Here is a 13,199-nt window from a genome sequence, read left to right on the forward strand (position 1 = left end):
GAAATTACTGATCGAGCAGAAACGCTTTAATGAATGGGTCCAGATCACCGTCTAAAACAGCGTCGGTATTGGAGGTTTGGTGACCGGTTCGGTGGTCTTTCACGCGTCGGTCGTCCAGTACGTACGAACGTATCTGCGAGCCCCATTCGATTTTCTGTTTACCCGCTTCCACTTCGGCGCGGGCCGCGTTACGTTTCTGAACCTCAATCTCATACAGTTTCGATTTCAGCAAACGCATTGCCACTTCTTTATTCTGCAACTGACTACGTTCCTGCTGACATTCGATAATCAGGCCAGAAGGTCGGTGCCGCAATCGAACAGCCGTTTCTACTTTGTTTACGTTCTGTCCACCAGCTCCCCCCGATCGGAACGTATCCCAGTCAATATCAGCCGGATTCACTTCAATGTTAATGGTATCATCCACCAACGGATACGCAAACACCGATGCAAAAGACGTATGCCGCCGGGCATTGGAATCGAACGGAGAAATACGTACCAATCGGTGAACGCCGTTTTCTGATTTCAGGAATCCGTACGCCAGCGGTCCATCAACTTCAATCGTAGCTGATTTAATGCCTGCTGTATCACCTTCCTGATAATCAACCTGTTTTAGGCTGAATCCGTGTTTTTCTGCCCAGCGCATGTACATTCGGTACAGCATATCGGCCCAGTCCTGGCTTTCGGTGCCACCGGCTCCGGCATTAATTTCGAGGACGGCGCTAAGCTGGTCTTCTTCGTTACCGAGCATTTTTTTCAACTCAAGGTCATCGAGCGTTGCCAGCACTTTTTCCTTTTCTTCGTCGACCTCTTCTTCAGTTACCTCACCGGCTTCGTAGAATTCAAATAGGGTTTCGAGGTCGCCGAATTGGGTGTTCAGGTTTTCGTAACCAGAAATCCAGCCTTTCAGTCCGCGTACCTGCTTCATCACACCTTCGGCGCGGGCGGCATCCGTCCAGAATTCGGGCTGGAATGTTTGTTGTTCGAGTTCGGCTAATTGTTCTTTTTTGTTATCGTAGTCAAAGATACCCCCTCAGAGCCTCTACTCTGGCTCTCAAGTCGGTCAACTGGTCAGTTGTCATGAACTTGTCTTTAAAAGTTATAAGGTTATAGAGTTGTAGTGTTGTAAAGTTGACTTTACAGGCTGTAAAACCTTACAACCCTACAACTATATAACTTTACAACTTCTATTAAACCGCAAAGATAGAACAAAAGCAAGTGGCAGAAGGGTTTGGTCTCGGTATCAACTTTTCAACCTACCTTTGCGTTCTCCTTAAAGAGCATTACTCATTTTTCATTATACATTCATAGATAATGGCTTCACAGTACGATGTAATCGTTGTGGGTAGCGGGCCGGGCGGCTATGTGGCTGCTATTCGGGCGTCGCAATTGGGTTTAAAAACCGCTGTCATCGAGCGCGAAAGTCTGGGCGGCATTTGCCTGAACTGGGGTTGTATTCCCACCAAAGCCCTGCTGAAATCGGCACAGGTTTTTGAATATATCAAGCATTCGGCCGATTACGGCATTACCATCTCGGGCGAGTCGAAACCCGATTTTGGTGCAGTTATCAAACGGAGTCGGGGCGTTGCCGATAGCATGAGCAAAGGCGTTACGTTCCTGATGAAAAAGAATAAAATCGATGTCATTTCCGGCGTTGGTAAAGTAAAAAAAGGCAAGAAAATCGACGTAACGGCTGCCGATGGTAAGGTTACAGAATACGAAGCCAAGCACATCATCATTGCCACTGGTGGCCGGGCGCGTCAACTGCCAAGCGTCCCCATCGACGGTACCAAAGTAATCGAATACCGGAAGGCAATGTCGCTCGAAAAGCGTCCTGATTCGATGCTGGTGATTGGTTCGGGAGCTATCGGGGTTGAGTTCGCGTATGTGTATGCCAGCATGGGCACGAAAGTAACCATCATTGAATTTCTGCCGAACGTAGTACCTGTCGAAGATGAAGATATCTCGAAAGAACTCGCCAAGCAGTACAAGAAGATGGGTATCGACATCTACACAAAATCGGAAGTAACGAAAGTCGATACGAGCGGCAACGGCTGCAAAGTGTTCGTGAAAACGCCCGACGGTGAGAAAACTTTCGACGTCGACGTAGTGCTTTCGGCAGCTGGCGTTGTGGCCAACATCGAAAACATTGGTCTTGAAGAAACGGGTATCGCCGTTGATCGGGGCAAAATTGTAACCGACGATTATTACCGCACTAACGTAGAAGGATACTACGCCATTGGCGACTGCACGAAAGGTCAGGCGCTGGCACACGTAGCGTCGGCAGAAGCCATTATCTGCGTCGAGAAAATTGCGGGATTGCCACACGTAGAGCCACTGAATTACAACAACATTCCGGGTTGTACGTACTGCACGCCCGAAATCGCGTCGGTGGGTTATACCGAAAAAGCGGCTCGCGAAGCTGGTTACGATCTGAAAGTTGGAAAATTCCCATTTTCGGCGTCGGGTAAGGCTAAAGCGGCTGGTACGCCGGAAGGTTTCGTGAAAGTTATTTTTGATGCCAAATACGGTGAGTTTTTAGGTGCTCACTTCATCGGTAACAACGTAACGGAAATGATTGCCGAAGTGGTAGCCGCTCGCAAACTCGAAACTACGGGCGAAGAAATTCTGAAAGCCGTTCACCCGCACCCAACCATGTCGGAAGCCATTAAAGACGCGACCGAAGCGGCTTACGGTGAGGCAATTCACTTGTAGAGTTCAGTAGATTTTTACAAATGCCGTTAAGTTGTGATACGTAGCAACTTAACGGCATTTATGTTTCTTACCCCATCCTAAATCCCTCCCCAGTGAGGAAGGAACTTGACCTCGCTCGTCTGCGAAGCTTCTCCCTCACTGGGGAGGGGTTCCTATTCATTCGTCACCAATAAACCGACGTCCATCCGGTTGAATACCGACTTTATCCCTTTTCCTTTTTATAGGAAGTATTCCTATACCAACTTTGTAGCAACAATCTGCTGCTATGAAAACGACTACCTCTTTATTCGCAACACTTCTATTTGTTCTGACTTTGCTGGGATCGGCTCAGGCTCAATTCCCAATGGGGGGCGGGGCAACTCAACCTAAAGCCTTACCAGGAACTGCTGGAGATACAAGACCGACCGGAACCGCAAAAATTATCGGCTCAATAGCCGACTCAACGCAGGGCAAAGCGGTTGAATTTGCCAGTATTGCGCTCTTCAACAAATCAAACGATAAGGCCGTCGATGGTACGGTTGCCGACGAGAAAGGGAAGTTTACCCTACCAAAACTACCCGCGGGTCAGTATCGGGTGCTGGTCAGTTTTGTAGGCTTCCGCAACAAGACCATTGATAACGTTACGTTGACGGATGGACAGACTCTAGATCTGGGAGCTATCAAGCTGAGCTCGAGCGTTAAAACGCTGGAAGAAGTTACGGTTGTTGGTCAGGCGGCTCTCATCGAAGAAAAAGTGGATCGGCTGGTTTACAACGCTGAAAAAGACATTACTGCCAAAGGTGGTGACGCTACCGACATTCTCCGCAAAGTGCCCATGCTCAGCGTCGATCTGGATGGGAACGTATCATTACGTGGTAGCCAGAACATTCGCGTATTGATCAACAACAAACCATCGACCATCGTCGCCAGCAGCGTTTCAGACGCGTTGAAGCAAATCCCTGCCGATCAGATCAAAACGGTTGAAGTTATTACATCGCCATCGGCCAAATATGATGCCGAAGGATCGGGTGGTATCATCAATATCATCACCAAAAAGAACAGTTTACAAGGTCTGAACCTCAATATTGATTCAGGCGTCGGGAACCGGGGTGCGCAACTGGCGCTCAACGGCAACTACCGCAAAGGAAAAGCTGGTTTTACGTTAGGTGGCTTCGGTCGGGCGATTTACAATACGAAAACGTCGACCAGTCTGGACCAAACGAGTGTCGCCAATGACGTAACGACGCTAACACGGCAGATTGGCGACGGACGTAGCTCGGGCATGTTCGGTCAGTATAACCTGGGTTTTGACTATGATCTAGCCAAGGACCAAAGTCTGACAGCCGGTGTGCGCTACGGTTTGCGGAACTTCAACAGCCAACAGGATCTTATTACGCAACTGTTTACCAACAACGCTCTTACATCGACGGCAAACCGGAATGTTGATGCCAAAAACCTGTCGGGAACTATCGATGCCAACATTGATTACCTGCATACATTTAAACCGCAACAGGAATGGAGCATTTCGACGCTGTATAGCCGCAACGATCTGACCAATAATTTCGATGCCGATTTGCTGAATAGCTCCAGACAATTGACTGGTCGTCAGCGGAACTTAAACAGCAACGTAAACGAAGAATTTACGTTACAGACTGATTATCAGACGCCGATTAAGAAAAATCAACTGCTTGAATTTGGTGGTAAAGCCATCTTCCGGGAAGTAAACAGCGATTATAAATATCTGGTCGCTGGTCCGTCAGGTGTTTTCAGCACCGAAGCCAACAATACGTTGGGTGAACTAACGTATCACCAGAACATCGCTGCCGGTTATTCGTCGTACACCTACACCACCAAAAATCGTTATACGCTCAAAGGTGGTTTACGTTACGAACACACCTTCATCGACGCCAGCACCCGCGAAGGTGGAAACTTGGGTGTGGCCGATTACGGCGTGCTGGTGCCGAGTGTGAACGCGTCGAAAACGTTTAAAGGTACTACGTTGAAACTGGGCTTTAACCGACGTATTCAACGTCCGGGTCTGCAACAGCTGAACCCCAACTTCAACGCGGCTAACCCGCAGGTAATTCAGGTTGGTAACCCAACGCTACGTCCTGAATTGACCAACAACTTTGAACTGGGGCTGAGCAAAACCATCGGCAAAACGTTCGTAAACGCTACATTCTTTGGCCGGTCAACCAACAACGCCATTACGCAGGTGAGCCAGCCTTCCGATTCGATTCCTGGTGCCATTGTTACTACGTATCAGAACATTGGTCGTCAGCATAGCTATGGTATCAACTTGTTCACGAACATCGCCTTTACCTCGAAAATCAACATGGGGATTTTTCTGAACGGGTTCTACACCAGCTTGACAGGCCAAGTGATGAGCCGTGACCGCGTATCGACCGAGTTTACCAACACAGGCGTGAACATAAGCGGTGGTTCGTTCCTGAACGCTACGTTCAAAAATGGCTGGGGTGCGCAGGCATTCGGATTCATGCAGGGTAATCAGGTGCAGTTGCAGGGTACACAAGGCGGGTTTGCCTTCTACACGGTGGGTGTCAAAAAAGAATTTAAAGACAAAAAGGCCAGCGTGGGCTTAGCTGCTGAAAACTTCCTGAGCAATCGCTACAATATTCACACGGTTCTGAACTCGCCGTTGTTTAATCAGACAAATGATGTGTATCTTTATAACCGGGGGGTTCGGTTGACGTTCACGTACAAAATCGGTAAGATGACGATGGATGCTCCCAAGAAAAAGGCAAAATCGGTTAATAACGATGACGTGAAGAGTGATGGTCAGAGCCAGGGCGGAGGTAATGCTCCAGGTGGCGGAACACCACGTCAATAAAGTGATAACGCAGACGGTCTATCGCTGGCAGACCGTCTGCGTTACGTTCAAATCCCTAATACTTAACTTAATCAAACTCCAGATTATCAAATGAAAACGAATCAATTTCTGGCCGCGACGCTGGCCGTTTGCTTCTCCGTCGGTGCATACGCTCAGACCGTGGACGAAATCGTTGATAAACACGTTGCCGCCCTGGGTGGTAAGGATAAATTGAGTGGTGTGAAATCGGTGTATACCGAGCGCTCGTTATCGGTGCAGGGCATGGATATTCCGACCAAATCGACGGTCGTTGTCGGCAAAGCGATGCGTACTGAATCGTCGGTGATGGGTAATTCGATGGTTCAGGTTGTCGATGGCAGCACGGGTTGGATGATTCGTCCGGCCATGATGGGCGGCTCTGGCGATCCGGAAGACATGCCAGCCGATCAGGTGAAGCAGCAAATGGGTCAGCTTGATCCGTTTGGCCCGCTGGTCAATTATAAAGACAAAGGCAATAAAGTTGAATTGGTCGGCAAAGAGAAAGTCGACGGTAAAGACGCTTACCACCTGAAAGTGACCACGAAAGAAGGCAATGTGGTAGACGAGTTTGTGGATGCCGATTCCTACCTGATCAATAAAATTAAGATGACGATGAATGGCCAATCGGGCGAAATCAGTCTGTCAAATTATAAGGAGAAAGATGGCATCAAGTTTCCGAATACTATGGAAATGAATTCGCCACAGGGCGCCCTTACGTTCACGACCGAAAAAATCACGATCAACGGCCCGGTTGACGACGCTATCTTCAAAAAACCAGCCAAGTAAACCGTTTCGCTACGTTGTAGCGCTTGTTTTAGCCAGAAGCCGGATTTGCAGTTTATGGACTGCGAATCCGGCTTCTGGCTTTGTTACGTTACTGATCGCATTCGCTACTACGTTGATTAACTTTTTGAGTTACTGCGTAACGTATTGCTACGTCGAAGTATGGACCGGGAACGGTAAAACGATAGCTACTCTGTCTTATCTGAACCAGATATGTACTTAAGCCGGTATCAAATCAATGAGCAATAAAATTCCTTTCTATATCCAAGCACTTACCAGATTATGAAGACGATTAGAACCGCTTTTCGGCTGCTGTTGGGCAGCTTGTTTTTTGTATCTGCCACCGCCTGGATAGCGTCATCGGGTGAGAAACTAACAGCTTCAGCGCCAAAACCGGCGCCTAAAGTTCAGCGTCTGCTTTACGTAGTGACGCCCGGTATTCGTAACTACCTGGGTTACGGGGGGCACGGTATCCAGGTTTTCGATATCGACAATAATCACAAGTTTTTGAAGTTCATTAAAACACCTGGTGGGATGATGAAAAAAGGCATTCCATCCAATGTGAAAGGTGTTGATGTGAGTTTAGCCACTAACTGTATTTATATCAGTACGTTAGAAGCTATTCAATGCATCGATCTGGTCACGGAAAAAACACTCTGGGAGAAAGAATACGAAGGTGGCGTCGACCGGATTTCGATTTCGCCCAATGGTAAGATCATCTACGCGCCCTCACTCGAAAAAGCGCACTGGAACGTAGTAGATGCCAAAACCGGCGACGTAATCACTAAGATCGTGACCAACTCCGGCTCGCACAATACCATTTACGGGCCCGACGGCAACGAAGTGTATCTGGCCGGTCTGAAATCGAAGATGCTAAACGTAGCGGATACGAAAACGCATACCGTAACCAGACAGGTAGGGCCGTTCGGCGCCGAAATTCGTCCGTTTACAATTAACGGTGCGCAGACGCTTGTGTACGTGAATGTCAATGGATTACTTGGTTTTGAAGTGGCTGATTTGGTGACCGGGAAATTCCTGCATCGGGTAGAAGTTGAAGGCTGGAATCCGGGAGAAGTAAGACGGCATGGCTGCCCCAGTCACGGTATTGCCCTGACGCCCGACGAAAAAGAACTTTGGCTGTGCGATGGGCATAATCTTCGCCTGCACGTTTTTGATAACACAGTGATGCCGCCGGTTCAGAAAACCACCATCGCGTTGAAAGACATGCCCGGCTGGATTACGTTTAGCCTGGATGGCAAGTATGCGTATCCCGCAACTGGCGAGGTTATCGATGTGAAAACGCGAAAAATCATTACGTCGCTGGAAGATCAGGATCACAACGATGTACAAAGTGAGAAGATGATCGAACTTCACTTCAGTGGTGGAAAACCGGTTGCCGCTGGCGATCAATTCGGTCTTGGTCAAGTGAAAAAAGTGATTAAAAATTAAAGCTGTTTTTCGCCGGAAAATTGACTAAACTGCCTATTCCACAGCTTATTAATCTGTGATCTGATTTTAGTTTTATGACCATGACAGACCAAATCACTATACGCCCGCATCTTCAGGAAAGTTATCCTGACGTTTACACGCCTGAAGCGCTGGCGGCTCTCTCTGCGCTGGCTCCGTTCAATAAACGTATCAAAGAAGTAATGGAAACCCGGATGCAGCGCCGGGCTCTTCGGCAGCAGACCCAAACCCGTATTACGTTCCTCGACCCTGATAGTGTGATTCCGGGAACTACAATCCGGGTGCAGGACGCCCGCGACGGAAAGTTTGATGGTGCGCTGATTCCGGCTGATTTACAGCGCCAATGGATTCAGGGGACGGGGCCGGCTGCCAAACCGAACGCACCGGTCGAAAACAGTATTCGGAACGTAGCGTATGCTTTGCTGTCGGGTGCCGATGGCTGGATGTTCGACGGGGAAGACGCGCTGGGCCAAACGGCGACCATGTCGCTCGACAACCAGCGTAATCTGAAGTTGGCCATTCATAAAGACCCGCTTTTCCTGAACGTAGCACAGCAGGTGGCAACCGAAATGAACCGCTGGGCCAAATCGTTTCTGGGTCGTCGTACCATCACCAATTGGGAAAAACAGCTCGATTTCACGACAAAAATTTTCCGGGCGCGCGGGCTTCATCTCGACGACCGACACATTCGCGATGCGGATGGCGTAGCGATGGCCGCTTCCATTGTGGACCTGACACTCTACGTAGTCAATAATTATCAGGCGCTTCAACAGGCCGGTTCGTCAATTGTATTGTATCTGCCTAAAATTCAGACGGCTGAGGAAGCGGCTGTCTGGAACGCGCTCATCAGTGCCCTCGAAAACCATCTTGGGCTGGTTGAAGGGATAATTAAAGTTTACCTGCTGGTTGAACAACTCGAAGCAACGCACCAGTTGATGGAAATTCGGGCGGTTTTGGGCAAACATTTCGTGGGTTTTAATACGGGTCGGTGGGATTATATCAACAGTGTTTCCGATGCTTTGGCCTGGGATAAAAACTTTGTCAATCCGAATATCGAAGCCATCACGATGACGTATGGCTACATGCGCAATTACGAAGACCGCGTGCGTCGGGCCGTGAACACGCCGGATATCAATGGTAATTTTGCACTATGGCAGGGCGGCATGGAGCCCAACATTCCGGTAGGTTCCGAAGCGGGTGTATCGGCCAGTATGCAAAAAGCGGTGGCCGGTGCCGAACGTGAACAACGCGAGGGAGCCAGCGGCAAATGGGTTGCCCACTGGAAAATGGTTCACGTAGTGAGGCCGGTTTGGGAGAAAGTAGGACAGGCGAATCAACTGGGACGTCAATTTCCTCGCTTAACCTACACGCAACAGGATGCTGATGGATTGATGCAACTTGAACCAGCCCCAACTGACATTCGGGGCGCCCGCAACTTGCTGAGTGTAGCCCTGCAATACGGAAACGCGTTCGGCCAGGGGATGCAGGCAGCCGCATTGAAACCCGCCGATTTCTTCGGTAACGATGATATTTTGTACCTGATGGAAGACATGGCAACGGGCGAAATCCGGCTGAGTATTCTTTGGGAGTGGCTGCACAAAGGAGCTGTTCTGACGGAGGCTGATTCGGCGCTTGGTCTTGAAGCTGGCTCGGTCTTTTCGGCCGAACTCTACAAAAAACTACTGGTCGAAGAGTATGATAAACTTCTGAATGCCAGTAATAAAGATGTTTTTGACGCATCGAAAACCACTACGTTGCCCATCTCCAGAGAAATTGCTACTGAATACGTACTAAGCGATATAAAAGCTCCTTGGTTCATCGATTTATTGAACATCAATCTGAATAACACCGATTTGGCCGAAGCCAAAAAACGCATCCGATTGTACATGGATACGTTGGTCAGTGAAGGAAAACGGATTACGGAAAACTTAGATTTTAAAACAACGTAGCGGTTCACGTCTGGGCCAGGCTGGAGCTTGGCCCAGACACAGGCTTATGAGAATCGTTCCGGACTGAACGCTGAAATTTCCAGACTGTCAACCTTATCGTTCGCCAGTTCGCTGACCAGTTTACCCGTCGCGGGCCCCAGACTAAGTCCCATCATACCATGCCCGGTTGCTACGATAACGTTGTCGTACGTATGCATCTTTCCGATATAAGGCAGCCCATCCGGGGAACAGGGACGTAGCCCCCGCCAAACTTTTTCTACGGCAGGCATTTCGACAGTAATATCCGGGTAGTAATTGTTGATTGACGACACAATGCCGCGTACCCGGTTCATATTCACACTCATATCCGTGCCCGCCACTTCGAGCGTACCGGCAAACCGGAGGTCGTGGCCCATTGGCGTAGCAGTAGCCCGCGCTTCGAGCATGATGGCCGGAATACGAACGTTACGTTGGAGATTACGTAGCATAAAACTGTAGCCCTTGCCACCCTGAAGTGACAAATTCAATCCCAGTTGGCTGGCAATTTCAGGCGACCACGCTCCACCTGCAACCACAACTGCGTCTACCTCAACAGAGCCCTGATCTGTCTGAATCGACCGGATATGTGAATCCGCTTTTCCGAAACCAGTTACAGAATGACCTTCCAAAACCCTAACCCCAGCATTACGTAGATAGCTTAGTAATGAATGGATTAATTCGTTGGGGTTCAGATGTGCATCGCCGGGGTAGAGAATGCCCCCTCGAACGTCTACGCGGGTATCAGGCTCAAGGTCCTGCACCTGCTGGCCGTTGAGTATGCGTGCTTCTATGCCGGCGCGATTCGCTACGTCGGCTTCCTCGGCCATCTCGTGTTCGGCATTAGCGGTTTTGTATAGCATAAACAAACCGCGTTCCTGCCACTCGAAATCCAGATCGCCGTTAGCGGCTAAATCCTGATAAAGCGCTTTACTTAACAGGCTCAGATCACGTAGCGCCGGAATCGAACGTTGAACGTGAGCATCGTTCGCATGTCGATAAAAAAGCCAGCCCCAACGTACCAAATCCATGTTTAGCCGAGGCTTTACGTAGAACGGACTAGTCGATTTGAGCATCCAGCGCATTCCTTTGGCAATCATACCCGGCTGCGCCAGTGGAATAATATGGCTGGGAACAATCATGCCCGCATTACCGAACGAACAGCCATCGGCAATGGTGCCTCTATCAAAAACGGTGACCTGATACCCAGCCTTTTGTAGGTAATAAGCCGAGCAAAGCCCCACAATACCGCCACCGATGATTCCAACGTGTGCCATTTCTTAAAGAGTGAAAGAGCGAAAGAGTGAATGAGTGAAAGAGCGAATGGCTGACGCGAAAGACTACTACCATATGGCATTCGCTCTTTCACTCATTCACTCTTTCGCTCTTTAAATTACTTGAAACCCATGTACATACGGGTCATCTTCGTCCAGAATAAGGTGATTGTAGCCATGAATACGTGCCCACCCTTCGATGCTCGGTACGATGGCCGGAACGCCCGCCAACTCGGTTTCGGCTTCGATACGTCCGTTGAAAATCGAACCGATGATGCTTTCGTGCACAAAAACGTCGCCGGGTTTTAAAAGTCCTTTAGCGTACCGTTGTGCCATCCGGGCTGACGTACCCGTGCCACAGGGCGAGCGGTCGATGGCTTTGTCGCCATAAAACACCGCGTTACGTGCCGATGATGTTTCTTTCAATGGTTTTCCTGCCCAGAGAATATGGCTTAAGCCGTTAATTGTTGGGTTTTCGGGATGAACGAAGGTGTATTGTTCGTTCATCCGCTGGCGCATCACTCTGGCCCAGCCAATCAGTTGCTCGCCTTTATAATACTCCAGTCCGGGGAAGTTCGGCTGCGGATCAACGATGGCGTAGAAGTTCCCGCCGTATGCTACGTCTACCGTTAATGTACCCAAATCTGGACATTCAACGGTCAATCCCTCTGCCGCCAGATACGACTTGATGTTGGTAATTTTTACGGACGTTACCTTTTTGCCTTCCTGAACGTATTCGGCACGTACCAGCCCGGCCGGAACTTCCAGATTCAATACGCCCGGCGTTTTCGGCATAATCAGATTCTGCTCAATAGCGACTGTTACGGTACCAATGGTTCCGTGGCCGCACATCGGCAAACAACCCGACGTTTCGATGAACAGCACGCCCGCGTCGTTGGCTGGATTGGTAGGTGGATATAGAATGCTCCCCGACATCATATCATGACCCCGAGGTTCAAACATCAGGCCGGTACGTATCCAGTCGTATTCACGCAGGAAATGCTGCCGCTTTTCGCTCATGTTTTCGCCCTGCAAAAACGGAATGCTACCTCCCGTTACCACACGTACCGGATTGCCACACGTATGCGCATCGATGCAGAAAAAATGATACTCAGCCATAAATTAAAGAGCGAAAGAGTGAATGAGCGAAAGAGTGAAGGGTTGAGTGAAAGACCAAGCTGGCGTACGAACTTCGCACTTTCGCTCATTCACTCTTTCGCTCTTTAAACTTTATACAAGCACCGGCCGTTTTGCCAGCGCTGTTTCAATAATGTTTAGTACTTGCTCTCGCTCAGCGCCAATCAACGGCAGGCGAGGGGCACGTACGTATTCTGAACCCAGACCGGTAGCCGTGGCGGCTAGTTTGATGTATTGTACGAGTTTCGGATGGATGTCCAGTTCGAGTAAGGGCATGAACCAGCGATATATTTCCAAAGCCTCCGCAACCTGACCTGCTTTGGCAAGTTCGTAAATCGCCACCGTTTCGTTCGGGAACGCATCCACCAATCCGCCAACCCAGCCATCGCAGCCCAGCAACAAAGCTTCCAGCGCCAACGTATCGACGCCCCCCAGCAATTTGAAGCGATCACCAAAGGCGTTTCGCATCCGTGTTACGTTGGTCAAATCGCGGGTTGATTCTTTTACCGCCTGAATATTAGGAAGTTCAGCCAACTCTTCAAACATAGCAACGGTAGTCATGATCTTATAATCGTACGGATTATTGTAAATCATAATTGGCAGCGATGTTTCCTGCGCTACAGCCTTGAAGAACGTAACGGTTTCGCGCGCGTCGGCGGGGTAGCGCATGGGCGGCAGGAGCATCAAACCGTCGGCGCCGTTGGCTTCAGCGTCTTTGGCGCAGGCGATGGCCTGTTTGGTCGCTTGTTCGGCAATGTTAATTAACACTGGTACGTTGCCGTCTGCTACTTTTAAGCCCGATTGTAGAAGCTCAATTTTCTCAGAATTCAGTAACGTACTGGCTTCGCCCAGCGAACCGCCAATGATAAAGCCATGCACACCCGCTTCCAGTTGGGCGTTGAGATTCTTTTCAAACAGAGGCAGATCGAGCTGATCATCAGCCGTAAAAGGGGTCAGCAGGGCTGGATAAACACCCTCCCATTGCACAGATACGTTCATGCGAAAGTCGCTTTT

The 13,199-nt window shown here is 49.5% G+C and carries 9 protein-coding genes; 5 read left to right on the plus strand and 4 right to left on the minus strand.

From position 1 onward, the window contains the following. Positions 1-4: 4 nt before the first annotated feature. Positions 5-1,079 (minus strand): peptide chain release factor 2 gene (gene prfB, locus ACYVF1_RS22975; protein ID WP_461083265.1). Its coding sequence is split into 2 segments (ribosomal slippage): positions 5-1,018 and positions 1,020-1,079, totalling 1,074 coding nucleotides; the frame shifts between segments, so codons are not numbered across the junction. Positions 1,080-1,311: 232 nt separating this feature from the next. Between prfB and lpdA the strand changes: the two genes are divergently transcribed. From lpdA to ACYVF1_RS23000, 5 genes are all read left to right on the plus strand, one after another. After that, positions 1,312-2,712 (plus strand): dihydrolipoyl dehydrogenase, encoded by a 1,401-nt coding sequence (lpdA, locus tag ACYVF1_RS22980; RefSeq protein ID WP_461083267.1) that lies wholly within the window; start codon positions 1,312-1,314, stop codon positions 2,710-2,712. 265 nt (positions 2,713-2,977) lie between these two features. Next, complete coding sequence (locus tag ACYVF1_RS22985) at positions 2,978-5,542, plus strand: TonB-dependent receptor (protein ID WP_461083269.1); 2,565 nt, start codon at positions 2,978-2,980, stop codon at positions 5,540-5,542. Positions 5,543-5,632: 90 nt separating this feature from the next. After that, the gene (locus ACYVF1_RS22990) at positions 5,633-6,346 is read left to right on the plus strand and encodes a LolA family protein (protein WP_461083271.1); all 714 of its coding nucleotides are present in this window, start codon (positions 5,633-5,635) and stop codon (positions 6,344-6,346) included. 279 nt (positions 6,347-6,625) lie between these two features. Continuing rightward, the gene (locus ACYVF1_RS22995) at positions 6,626-7,792 is read left to right on the plus strand and encodes a YncE family protein (RefSeq protein WP_461083273.1); all 1,167 of its coding nucleotides are present in this window, start codon (positions 6,626-6,628) and stop codon (positions 7,790-7,792) included. A gap of 80 nt (positions 7,793-7,872) precedes the next feature. Continuing rightward, positions 7,873-9,759, plus strand: coding sequence for a malate synthase (locus tag ACYVF1_RS23000; RefSeq protein WP_461083275.1), 1,887 nt, complete (start codon positions 7,873-7,875; stop codon positions 9,757-9,759). A 44-nt stretch (positions 9,760-9,803) separates the two neighbouring features. Here ACYVF1_RS23000 and ACYVF1_RS23005 read toward each other — a convergent pair whose 3' ends face one another. From ACYVF1_RS23005 to ACYVF1_RS23015, 3 genes are all read right to left on the minus strand, one after another. Next, positions 9,804-11,051, minus strand: a complete 1,248-nt coding sequence (locus ACYVF1_RS23005; protein WP_461083277.1) for an NAD(P)/FAD-dependent oxidoreductase — start codon at positions 11,049-11,051, stop codon at positions 9,804-9,806. A gap of 111 nt (positions 11,052-11,162) precedes the next feature. Beyond that, positions 11,163-12,167, minus strand: a complete 1,005-nt coding sequence (locus ACYVF1_RS23010) for a 4-hydroxyproline epimerase (RefSeq protein ID WP_461083279.1) — start codon at positions 12,165-12,167, stop codon at positions 11,163-11,165. Positions 12,168-12,278: 111 nt separating this feature from the next. Continuing rightward, positions 12,279-13,184, minus strand: coding sequence for a dihydrodipicolinate synthase family protein (locus tag ACYVF1_RS23015; RefSeq protein ID WP_461083281.1), 906 nt, complete (start codon positions 13,182-13,184; stop codon positions 12,279-12,281). Positions 13,185-13,199 lie beyond the last annotated feature (15 nt).

It is taken from the genome of Spirosoma flavus (assembly GCF_054778555.1).

Coding starts and splice junctions, on each gene's coding strand:
- lpdA (WP_461083267.1), top strand. CDS start 1,312: ATGGCTTCACAGTACGATGTAATCGTTGTGGGTAGCGGGCCGGGCGGC.
- ACYVF1_RS22985 (WP_461083269.1), top strand. CDS start 2,978: ATGAAAACGACTACCTCTTTATTCGCAACACTTCTATTTGTTCTGACT.
- ACYVF1_RS22990 (WP_461083271.1), top strand. CDS start 5,633: ATGAAAACGAATCAATTTCTGGCCGCGACGCTGGCCGTTTGCTTCTCC.
- ACYVF1_RS22995 (WP_461083273.1), top strand. CDS start 6,626: ATGAAGACGATTAGAACCGCTTTTCGGCTGCTGTTGGGCAGCTTGTTT.
- ACYVF1_RS23000 (WP_461083275.1), top strand. CDS start 7,873: ATGACAGACCAAATCACTATACGCCCGCATCTTCAGGAAAGTTATCCT.
- ACYVF1_RS23005 (WP_461083277.1), bottom strand. CDS start 11,051: ATGGCACACGTTGGAATCATCGGTGGCGGTATTGTGGGGCTTTGCTCG.
- ACYVF1_RS23010 (WP_461083279.1), bottom strand. CDS start 12,167: ATGGCTGAGTATCATTTTTTCTGCATCGATGCGCATACGTGTGGCAAT.
- ACYVF1_RS23015 (WP_461083281.1), bottom strand. CDS start 13,184: ATGAACGTATCTGTGCAATGGGAGGGTGTTTATCCAGCCCTGCTGACC.